The organism is Chloroflexota bacterium, from assembly GCA_034717495.1.
Classification (GTDB): Bacteria; Chloroflexota; Anaerolineae; order JAAEKA01; family JAAEKA01; genus JAYELL01.
Genome location: JAYELL010000043.1, coordinates 3677 through 14862, shown reverse-complemented (window position 1 = coordinate 14862; position 11186 = coordinate 3677). Strand labels below are relative to the sequence as shown.

9 protein-coding genes and 1 pseudogene are annotated in these 11186 nt (G+C 58.6%); all 10 read right to left on the bottom strand.

The window, feature by feature from the left end:
- Positions 1–250: 250 nt before the first annotated feature.
- Entirely contained in the window at positions 251–724 is a 474-nt protein-coding gene (bcp, locus tag U9R25_08720) for a thioredoxin-dependent thiol peroxidase (protein ID MEA3335975.1), read from the bottom strand.
- 281 nt (positions 725–1005) lie between these two features.
- Positions 1006–2058, bottom strand: coding sequence for an SIS domain-containing protein (locus tag U9R25_08715; protein ID MEA3335974.1), 1053 nt, complete (start codon positions 2056–2058; stop codon positions 1006–1008).
- Positions 2059–2071: 13 nt separating this feature from the next.
- Positions 2072–3238, bottom strand: coding sequence for an N-acetylglucosamine-6-phosphate deacetylase (gene nagA / locus U9R25_08710; GenBank protein MEA3335973.1), 1167 nt, complete (start codon positions 3236–3238; stop codon positions 2072–2074).
- Positions 3235–4644: an ROK family protein gene (locus tag U9R25_08705; protein MEA3335972.1), complete on the bottom strand. Its 1410-nt coding sequence runs from the start codon at positions 4642–4644 to the stop codon at positions 3235–3237. The genes nagA and U9R25_08705 overlap by 4 nt, the downstream gene beginning before the upstream one ends.
- A gap of 21 nt (positions 4645–4665) precedes the next feature.
- Positions 4666–5505, bottom strand: coding sequence for a carbohydrate ABC transporter permease (locus tag U9R25_08700; GenBank protein ID MEA3335971.1), 840 nt, complete (start codon positions 5503–5505; stop codon positions 4666–4668).
- Between the two features lie 12 nt (positions 5506–5517).
- Entirely contained in the window at positions 5518–6459 is a 942-nt protein-coding gene (locus U9R25_08695; protein ID MEA3335970.1) for a sugar ABC transporter permease, read from the bottom strand.
- A 132-nt stretch (positions 6460–6591) separates the two neighbouring features.
- Positions 6592–7797 (bottom strand): ABC transporter substrate-binding protein, encoded by a 1206-nt coding sequence (locus U9R25_08690; protein ID MEA3335969.1) that lies wholly within the window; start codon positions 7795–7797, stop codon positions 6592–6594.
- A 39-nt stretch (positions 7798–7836) separates the two neighbouring features.
- Positions 7837–9150: pseudogene (locus U9R25_08685) on the bottom strand (ABC transporter substrate-binding protein).
- A gap of 397 nt (positions 9151–9547) precedes the next feature.
- The gene (locus U9R25_08680; protein MEA3335968.1) at positions 9548–10264 is read right to left on the bottom strand and encodes a Maf family protein; all 717 of its coding nucleotides are present in this window, start codon (positions 10262–10264) and stop codon (positions 9548–9550) included.
- Positions 10265–10466: 202 nt separating this feature from the next.
- On the bottom strand, positions 10467–11186 hold a 720-nt coding region (locus U9R25_08675; GenBank protein MEA3335967.1), incomplete at its 5' end, for a hypothetical protein.

Here is an 11186-nt window from a genome sequence, read left to right as displayed (position 1 = left end):
GGAGTGGCGTGTTCACACCACTGTCGTCTCCGCATCCCCGTGCCGCCCTTCACCGCGTCTCCGCATCCCCACGTCCCCGTGTCCTTCGCACCCTTCGCGCTTCGTGTCCTTACCTCACGGTACGCCTAGCTAGCTCACGCACCGTCTGCTGACGTCACGCACCGCTTGCTGCCTCTCGGCACGCCTACCTCTCGGATCGGTTGCTACCGTGCTGGCGTAGCGTGCTGGCGGCGTCCCCGTATCGCCCCATCTACGCGGGCAGGACGGCCTTCAGAGCAAGATCAACGCTATTGGCCGGGCTTACCTTGACCTGAACATCGGCGAGTCTACCCTGGTCGTCGATCACGAAATGAGACCGAATGATGCCCCAGTATTTGCGCCCATACATCGATTTTTCACCCCATACGCCGTATGCCTCGGCCACAGCGTGATCTTCATCCACCAGCAGGGTAAAAGGCAAATCATAGTTGGTCTTGAACTTCTGATGGGAGGCCACGCCATCGGGACTGATTCCCAGAACTACGCCGTTGACCGCCTCGATCTCCGGATGGGCATCGCGGAAACCACAGGCCTGCCTGGTGCAACCGCTGGTATCATCCTTGGGATAAAAATACAGAATCACCTGCTGACCCCGAAAGTCGGACAACCTGACCGACTCGCCGGTATCACTGGTCAGTTCGAACCCGGGCGCAACATCGCCCACCTTCAGTTTGTTTTCCACCATGTTCCTCACTCCCTGTCTACTTGTTTCCTTCTCTACTTGTCTACTTGTCTACCTGTTTCCTTGTTTCCTTGTCTACCTGTTTCCTTGTCTACCTGTTTCCTTGTTTCCTTCTCTACTTGTCTACCTGTTTCCTTGTTTCCTTCTCTACTTGTCTACTTGTTTCCTTGTCTACTTGTTTCCTTGTTTCCTTGTTTCCTTCTCTACTTGTCTACTTGTTTCCTTGTTTCCTTGTCTACTTGTTTCCTTGTTTCCTTCTCTACTTGCCTACCTGCTCCCCAAAATCAGCGCGTCTCAGTCACCTTGTGCAGGGCCCTGGGCCGGTCGGGATCATAATCCCGGGTGTGGGCCAGGTGCATGGCAAACAACTGTCCGGGCACGATGGCAGTAATCGGCGACAGCCACTCGGGAACACCGGAGGGCAGGGGCAGAGGCATTCTCCCCATCTCAAGGGCCTGGACGTCGTCACTGATGACCAACACCTCGGCTTGCCTTTCCTGGGCCGTTTGGATGAACAACTTCATCTCCGGCAGCATCTTGCCGCTGGGAGCAATGGTGATCACCGGGAATCCATCATGGATCAGCGCCAGCGGCCCGTGCAGGAAGTCGGCGCTGCTGTAGGGTTCCACCACCGTATAGGTCAGTTCCTTTAGCTTCAACGCCAGCTCAAAAGCGGTGGCATAGTTGAAACCGCGGCCGATGGCAACACAGGCTTCCATGTAACGATAACGCTCGGCAACGCGATCGATGTCATCAGCAAGGGCCAATGCCTGCGCCACCATGGCGGGCATGTCATTCAGATCGCGCCTGGCCTGTTTGTCGTCGTCCAGCGCCACGCTCAACAGGGCAATGGCCGCCAACTCGGCCGTGTAGGTCTTGGTTGCGGCGATCGATTTTTCCTCGCCTGCATGAAGTTCGATGACGAAATCAGCCGCCCTGCCAAGATCGGACCCGGCGAAATTGGAGATGGTTGCGGTGAGAGCACCCTGGCGTTGGGCCTCGGCAAGCACCGACACGATGTCAGGGCTCTTGCCACTCTGGCTGATACCCAGGACCAGCGCGTTGCCCATGCGCGGCGGCTCCTCGTAGATCGTAAAAAGGCTCGGTGTCGCCAGCCCGACCGGCAGGCTGTTCCTGGCTCCCAGCAGATACTGAGCGTAGCGAGCCGCATTATCGCTGGTCCCCCGCGCGGCAATGATCACGTGGCAGATATCCCGCTTTTTGATCTCAGCAGCCAGGGCCCCGGTTGTCTGCCCTTCTTCCTGCAATAACCTGGCCAGCACCGCAGGCTGCTCGTGGATCTCCTGATAGAGATTAGTGGATCTTAGATCGACCATGTTCAGCAGCTCCTCATATTTTTTCGTACACGATCTGTCCCTCGACAATCGTGGTGCTAACTTCCAGCTCAGGGCTGAGCAGCACCAGGTCGGCTACATAACCAGCTGCGATCTGCCCGCGATCGCTTTCGATCTTCAAGGCCCGGGCCGGCGTTTCTGTGACCGTTGGCAGCGCTTCTGACAGAGAACAGCCCGCAATCTCAATCAAGTTTCGCAACGCCTGGTCAAGCGACAGAATACTGCCCGCCAGGGTTCCGTCGGCCAGGCGAGCGCTGATCTGGTCAACCGTGACATCGAAATCTCCCAGAAGGTGCTTGCCCGCCGGCATGCCAAGGGCGGCCATGGCATCGGTGACCAGATTCAATCGTCGGCTACCCAGAATCTGCCATACCAGGCTGATCATGGCGGGATGGGTATGGATGCCATCGGCAATGAGGCCGACCACCGGCCTCGGATCGGTCAGCAACGCTCCTGGCAGACCGGGCGCGCGGTGACCCAGCGGCGGCATGGCGTTGAAAAGGTGGGTGCCGTAGCGAAGTCCCGCGTCGATGGCGGCCATGGTTTCGCCATAGCTTGCCATTGAGTGTGCCGCACTCACCAGGACATCATGGCTTGCGAGAACCTCGATCATCTCCAAGGCGCCCGGCAATTCAGGTGCCAGCGATACCAGGCGCACACCGGTCGATGGCATCCAATCCTGCACCACTTTCAGATCGGGAGGCTGCAGATAGACAGGATTGTGGGCACCCTTTTTCTGCCGATTCAAGAATGGTCCCTCGATGTGCAGCCCCAGCGGAATCGCGCCAGCGAAATCCCCAGGAGGTTGTCGCAGGACGACCTCCTGGCCCAGACTGATCCTATCGAGGGGAGAGGAGATGATCGTTGGCAAAAACGAGGTCACGCCGAAGCGGGGCAATCTTTCCGCTACCGACCAGATGCTCTCCGGATCGGCTGTGAAGTCGTGGCCGAAACCACCGTTGAACTGGAGGTCGATGAAACCAGGCACCAGCCATAGACCACCGGCATCGATGACGCGGGTATCAGAGGATGGAGTAGCCTGCCCGGTCCTGCCCACGGCCAGGATTCGCGGGCCCTCAATCAGAACTGCACCCCCGGCAATTTGCCGGTGAGGTGTCAGGATCGTGGCGTTTTGGATCAATATCATTGGTTTTGGTTTCATAGCTCCTGTAACCTGGGAAGGCTGGCGGCGGCAATGGACTGTCCCACGCGCCGGCTTTTTTCATCGGGCAATTGGATGTCAATGCGGGCGGCCAGCTCAGGAAACTCGGATTCGAGAACCTGCCTTGCCCCTTCGAGGATCAGGCATCCGCCCTGTCCCGAGGTAACCCGGCCAAGGATGAGAACATGTCGCAGTTCATAGAAGTCGGCATAATGAGCCAGGCTGTAGCCCAGATAGGTGCCGATGGTCTGCCAAATCTGCAAGGCGCCCTCATGGCCCTTTTCCAGACAGGCCTGAACAACCTTCAACCGGGCGGCCTTGGTCACTCCCTCCCCGGCAGGCAACACGATGCCCACCCTGGGCGCCAGGCGGAAGACACACTGCTGAGAAAAGTAGAGGGCACCCACACCACGGTCTCCCGACCATTCGTCGACCGGTGCATCGGGCTGGTAATCCACCGGTGCAAAGGCCAGTTCATTCAACCAGCCGGTGATGTTGCCCTCCAGGTTGACGTAGCCTGCCGCCTCGCTGGAGCCCATGGCGATGCCCAGAACACCATTGTCTTCCAGCGACATCGATCCCGCCAGGGCAGTCACGTCACCGTCGTTGACGATCTCCAGCGGCACGCCAAACTCATCGCGAAAGCGCAGGAACATGTCGCGAACCTCATCGAAGCGTTCATCGGGGATGCCGCGAAACAGGGAAGCCACCCGCGGCCGGTTGTCGACATAGACGCCGGCTGAGCTGCCGCCAATGGCATCCAGCCGGGTCAACTTGGACCTGGCCAGACCCAACGCTGTCTTGATGCGATCGTAGTGATAGCCGGGATCATCTTGCTCCACCGGTTCCCAAATAATTTCAGTGCTGAAGATGGCTTCACCATCGACCACTGCCGACACCTTCACATCGGAGGCGCCCAGGTCAAATCCGATTCGATCGCCCTGGAGGTTGCGGCCCAGGGCTTGCCCTCCTTCATTGGCTGGCGGCACCTGCCCGGCGGCGCAGGTCACCACCGTGAATGGCTTCTGGTAGACCTTCTGTCCCATAAAGTGATGGTCGAAGCTGCGCGCGCCCTGCGAAGAATAAACCTGGTGGATGTGTTGCCCAATCGACTCAGGGCCGCCGACAAACACCTTCCAGCCGCCCCGGCTCCAGAGCAAAAACTTCACCAGGCGTTCGACGTAGAACAAATTGGCGTTGGCCGTCGGATGTCCTTCGGGAAACACGACGGTCTCGAAACGAGAGAGCGAATCGCCACTGCGCTGCAATCCGATGACCAGGGGAACCCCCTCGCCAGAATCGTCAACCTCCTGGCGAAAGGCCCGGTTAGCCAGCGCCGCCGGACGGAACCCTTCATCCAGCGGGGGCAGTGTGTCAGGTTTTATCAATCGAAATGTGTCTGTCATCTTTTATTGGCTACTTCCAGGTTATTTAACGGCTCCTGCGGTCAGGCCGCTGATCAATTGCCGCGAGAAAATAACGTATATGATCAGCACCGGCACCATGGCAAGGGTCAGCGATGAGAGCACAGCATTCCAGTCGCTGACAAACTGGCCCAGGAACTGCTGGGCACCCAGCGTGACGGTCTTGGTCTTTTCACCAGGAGCCAGAATCAAGGGGAACCATAGATCGTTCCAGACAGGGATCATTGTGAAGACCGCCACGGTTGCGATCGCAGGCCGCACCAGGGGCAAAATAATGCGAAAAATGCGATACTCGCTGGCCCCATCGATTCGAGCTGCCTCCTTGAGTTCTCTTGGTACCTGACGCATAAATTCAGTGAGTATAAAAATCGCCAGCGGCAACCCCATAGCAGTGTAGACCAGAATCAACGCAAACAAGGTATTGACGAGATGCAGTGAGACCATCAGGCGAAGGATGCTGACTGTGCCCAGACGGATCGGAATCATAATGCCCAGAGCCAGATAGAGGCCCAGAATTCGATTTCCCCGAAACTCATACTCCGACAGGGCATACGCAGCCATGGCGCCGGTCAACAGGATCAGAAACATCGATACCAGGGCGACGATCAGGCTGTTGGCAAAGTAGAGGCCAAAATTCGACCGCTCTATGATCGTCTCATAACCCGCAGTACTGAAGGTCTCAGCCGTGGGTGGAAGCCATGGTGCCCGGAAGATGGCCTTGCGTGTCTTGAAGGAGTTCATGATGATGAGCACGATGGGAAACAGAGCGACAGCCGCGGCACCCAGCAGCAGGGCATAGGTAGGGATTTTTCCAAGCCAGGAGCGAAGCGTGTGGGAATTCATCCGAATGGTCCTTTATAACTCATAAGACTGGACACGTCGCTGGTAGCCAAACATATAGAGCAATACGCCTGCCAAAATGATCAGAAACATCACAGTTGCCACGGCGGCGCCCATGGTCGGATTGCCCAGCTGAAGCTGTTGGCCGAAGAAGGTACGGTAGAAAAAGGTGCCCATGATATCGGTGGAGTAGTTGGGCCCTGCCAGGGCACCCTGAGTGGTATAGATCAGGTCAAAGGCATTGAAGTTGCCTACAAAGGTGAGAACAGCGACAATACCAACTACCGGAAGGATCAAGGGGAATTTGATTCGCCAAAACACCTGCCAACCGTTGGCGCCGTCGACTGTCGATGCCTCAATCAATTCGTCCGGAATGCTTATCAACGCGGCAAAAAAGAGCATCATCGGAATACCGATGAACTGCCACACGGAAATGAGGGCGAGAGCCACCAGGGCCGGCCCCTCAAGACCCAACCAGGGTTTGAACAACGACTCCAGACCCACCAGGCTCAGCATTCCCTCCGCCACGCCCCAGAGAGGGCTAAGGATCAACTTCCAGATGAAACCGACAATGACCACCGATAGCATGGTCGGAAGGAAAAACACTGTACGGAAGCCCCCGGCGGCGCGCACTGTTCGGGAGGTCAGCAGCGCTGCCAATAGCAACCCGATCGAGTTCTGAACGATCATGTGAATCAGAAAGAATACCACATTGTGCCAGAACGCGCCCCACAGGCGCGGCTGCCACAGGTCGTCGGTGAAGAGGGTAACGTAGTTCTGCAGCCCGACGAAAAACTCCTGGCCCGCCCGATCGGTAGCGAAAAAGCTCAGGCGCATGGAGTCCAGCAGCGGATAGACCATGAACATGGTGTAAACGATGGTCGCTGGCGCCAGAAAGACGACGATGTGCCAGGGAAAACCCCGCCGGCCCACACTGCTGTCTGAGGATCCTTGCATACGAAACTCCTTCCCTGAACAAGCCGAACAAGCCAGACCCAAAAAACCTTCCTGACTGAATAACCCTTGAGATTGTCAAGGCACCTGGCAGCAATTCGGCATGAACCGCTGCCAGGTGAAGACCTCAAGCGTCTATTGCTGAGGCGGGTACCACTTCTCCAGGCCATCCTGGATCTCCTGGGCCGCCTGTTCGGCGCTGATGTCGCCGTTGATCACCTGGGCGCTCACTCGCCAGAGCTCGTTTTCCAGGTTAGGCTCCCCGCGGGCGAGGATCTGGTAGGAATTGCGGATGGTCGACTGGCAGTCGTTGCGCCAGCTCAGGAACTCGTTGGCCATGGGATCGGCCAGTTCGATGGCGTGATCCGATAGGGTGAAGAAGCCAGGCAGGGCATTGCTGTACAGCGATGCAAACTCCGGCGTGGTCATCCAGGAGAGGAAAGCCTCGGCTGCCTCGGGGTACTCGGTGGCCGGATTCATGCCCAGCGCGATGTCGGTGTGATCGCTGATGTAGCAGGTATCCTGCCCCTCGGGCTTCGGTGGCGGGAAGACACCCATCTCGAAGTCTGCCTGCTCGTTGAACAGAGCGATCTCCCAGGAACCGGCCGGGTAGATGGCGGCCAGTCCGAGGGTAAACAGATTCTGCGAGTCGGGGTAGCTTTGAGCCTGGAAACCGCTGGGCATGTAGGGCTGCCACCTGGCCAGCTGGTCCCAAACCGCCACGTACTGGGGATCGCTGTACTTCTCGCTGCCTTCGATCAGGCCAAGGCGACCCGCTTCACCGTTCCAGTACGCGGGACCGATGTTCTGGAAGCCCATGGTTGCAGCCTCCCATTGATCGGCGGTGCCCATGGCCAGAACCTCATAGTTGCCATTATCTTTCAAGGCATCCAACACCTGGAAGAATCCCTCCACTGTGGCAGGCTCTTCCACACCCACCTCGTCGAAGGCCTTCTGGTTGTAGATGAAGCCATGGATGACCGAGGCCATCGGCACGCAGAAGACATCGGAGCTATCATCGGTGATCCAGGCGCTCTTGGCCACGTCGCTGAAGCTCTCCAGGCCTGGCAGGTCGTTCAGGGAAGACAGGTGCCCCTGGTCAAAGAGGGCCAGCGAGCGGTCGAAGGGCCGGCAGGTGATCAGATCACCGGCAGTGCCGCCCGCCAGTTTGGTGTTCAGCACACCGTCATATTCCGCGGGTGCCGCAGGTTCGAAGACAACCTTGACGTTGGGGAAGTGCGCGTTGAAGGCGGGAATGATCGAATCCTGCCAGATAGGCAGGTCGTCGTTGCGCCAGCTTTCGATCGTCAGCTCACCGCTGATATCCTCGGAGCCCATCATGGCAGCTTCCGTAGCGGGCTGCACCTGGGACACATCGCCGGGGGCATACCATTTCTCCATACCATCCTGCAGCTGTTGGGCACCTTCCGCGGCGCTGATGTCGCCGTTGATGACCTGAGCACTCACCCGCCAGAGTTCATTCTCCAGGTTAGGCTCACCGCGGGAGAGGATCTGGTAGGAGTTGCGAATCGTCGATTCACAATCGCCGCGCCAACTGAGGAATTCCTGAGCCAGCGGATCGGTCAGGCTGATATCGTGGTCGGACAGGGTGAAGAAGCCGGGCAGCGCGTTGCTGTACAGCCCGGCAAACTCAGGCGTGGTCATCCACTCCAGGAAGATTTGGGCCTCCTCGGGATGTTCGGTGGCTGCGTTCATGCCCAGCGCGATATCGGTGTGGTCGCTGATGTAGCAGGTGTCCTGGCCCTCGGGCAGGGGCGGCGGGAATGCACCCATGGCGAAGTCAGCCTGCTCGTTGAAGAGGGCGATCTCCCAGGAGCCGGCCGGGTAGATGGCACCCTGTCCCAGCGTGAAGAAGTTCTGGGAGTCGGGATAGCTCTGAGCCTGGAAACCACTGGGCATGTAATCGGCCCATTTGGCCAGCGATTCAAGGGTGGCCAAATACTGGGGATCGTTCAGCTTCTCTGTGCCGGCGATCAGCCCCAGGCGGCCATCCTCGCCGTTCCAGTAGTTGGGGCCGATGTTTTGATAACCCATGGTGGCCGCTTCCCATTGATCGGCGGTACCCATGGCCAGCGGGGCGTAAGTGCCATCGGCAGCAATGGCATCCAACACGGCGTAGAATTCGTCTTCGGTGGTCGGGACGCTCAAGCCCAGTTCTTCGAAGGCGTCGGCGTTGTAGATAAAGCCATGAATGACCGAAGCCATCGGTGCGCAGAAGACATCGGAGCCATTGTCGGTGATCCAGGCGCTCTTAGCCACATCGCTGAAGTTCTCCAGGCCGGACAGGTCGTTCAGCGAGGCCAGATGCCCCTGATCGAAGAGGGCCAGCGAGCGGTCAAAGGGCCGGCATGTGATCAGATCACCGGCAGTGCCGCCCGCCAGTTTGGTATTCAATACACCGTCATATTCGGCCGGAGCGGCGGGTTCGAACACCACTTCGATATCCGGATAGTGGGCATTGAAGGCGGGAATAATGCTGTCCTGCCAGATGGGCAGGTCGTCATTGCGCCAGCTTTCGATGGTCAGGGTTACCTTCTCTGCTGGCTTTTCCGGCGCGGGTTCGCCGGCCGGTTCTGGCTGGGCTGGTTGCTCAGCAGGGGCCGACCCTCCACAGCTCGTCACCAGCAGGGCAGCGACGATAAGAAGGGCTAAAAGAATCAGTTTCTTCGACATCTTAAGTTTCTCCTTTTCGATTGAAGGGTTGCGATTTCTACGGGACACAGTTGACGATCATTGTCGATCACGATCATTGCATTGCACACTCCTTTGTGATGCAGAAGATGAGGTTCCCCAAAAACGAAATGGTGCCACGGCACTGCCTATCCATTTTTACAACACCCGGCGAGGTTTGTCAACACGCAGGTTGTGTATCGAAAGTGGTGGATATTGGCAGCGCAACAGAATCTGCTCCGTTTGGGTGTAAACAACCCTCGCCCTGGCCAGATCGATGGACTCCCGCCTTCCCCGCGTTCGCGAGGATGACAGCCGGCCCCTCCGGGGTGCACGCGAGAGTGACGTCTCCGGGCACCTGTCATTCCCGCGGAAGCGGGAAGAAACACACCCTTGACAATCAGGCATCACAGCAGAAGCCTGCATAGGGAGCGCAGGCGGTCACCACATCGCCCGGCGGGGTGATACCGATAGAGCGTAGGGCTCGCACAACATGGGCCAGAGGGAATCCCATGACCCCACTGAAGCAGCCGTCGATGCGCTCGACCGGTGCAAAGTCGCGATTCTGAATGGCGTAAGCACCCGCCTTATCCATGGGATCACCGCTGGCGATATAGCTGATGATTTCCTTTTCGCTATAGGGGCGCATCCAGACCAACGACCGGCTCAGTTCTGCGGCCTGCCGGCCTGTGCTGCCGGTTGCGGCGAATACGGCACTCAGCACCAGGTGGTCTCGCCCCCGCAGGTCGCGTAACATGAGGAGGGCTTCCTGCTCGTCGATGGGCTTTCCAAGAATACGGCCGTCAAGCACCACGACCGTATCGGCGGCCAGCACAGGATGGCGGGGAAACAGCCTCTGTACCGCCATGGCCTTTTCCCGGGCCAGCCTCTGCACCAGCGCGTCCGGAGGTTCACCGGGCCGGGGGGTCTCGTCGATGTCGGCCGATGCCAATTGAAACGGCACGCCCAGTTGGGTCAGCAACTCCAGCCGCCGGGGAGACTGAGAAGCCAGTATGAGTTTGGGTTGGTTGGGGTCAGATGAGATTGCCACGTCGCTCCTGCTGCCGATTGGCTTCCTGCTTAGAAACTCGCCACGCCCAGGACTACCAATCGTCATGGGCGACCTCGATGGACTCCCGCCTACCTAGCTCACACCTCTCGGTGGCCTTACCTAGCTCTCGCACCGCTTGCTAGCGTCACGGTACGCCGACCTCTCGGTCCGCCTAGCTCACGCACCGCCTAGCTCTCGCATCGTCTGCTGACGTGCTGGCGTAGCTCCCGCATCGCTTGCTAGCGTCGCAACGACTCTACCCACTCCGTCAGTCAACCGACTCTGGCGGCTGCGACTGCCGCGCATCAGCCGCGAAATAGCCCATGGCAAAAAAGGCCAGAATGAACCCAAGGTAATTCTCGTTCAGGAAGCGCGACACGTAGAAAAACGCCAATAGCAGCAACCCGTAATGCCAGCAAGCGTTGCCAAGGCTGTTCCCCCGGGTCTGGCGCCAGCCCAACCAGATCAACAGCGGCAGGGTCACCAGCAATCCCAGGATCCAGAAGGGCCAGGTATCGAAGCGACTGCCCAGACCGCCGAAAGCCAGCACAAAGTTGCTGGCACCCCAACCCCAGATCTGGTAATGGGTCTCGGCCGTTCCAGCTGCCCAACGCCAGACATCATCGACCAGGGCATCGGCATCCCAGATCAGGTAAGGCAGCACCAACAATAGAAACGCTGCCAACGCCGGCCAGCCCCGCCGGATCAACACCGGTATTGCGCCCGGAAGATCGCGCCAATTCTCAATCTCGTCCCATACCAGCAGCAAGGCGAAAAAGGGCGCCATAAACCAGGCCGTGGACTTGCTGGCACAGGCCAGGCCGAATACGAAGGCCGCGGCCAACGGCTCCCACGACCGGCCCGTTGACGTCGTTTTCCCGATCCAGCGGGCCAACAGCCAGAGGGCGACCACGATCCAGGCCCACACAAACAGGTCATTCTGGCCAAATATGAGATCCAGGCCCATGATGGGATTGAGGCCCAGAAT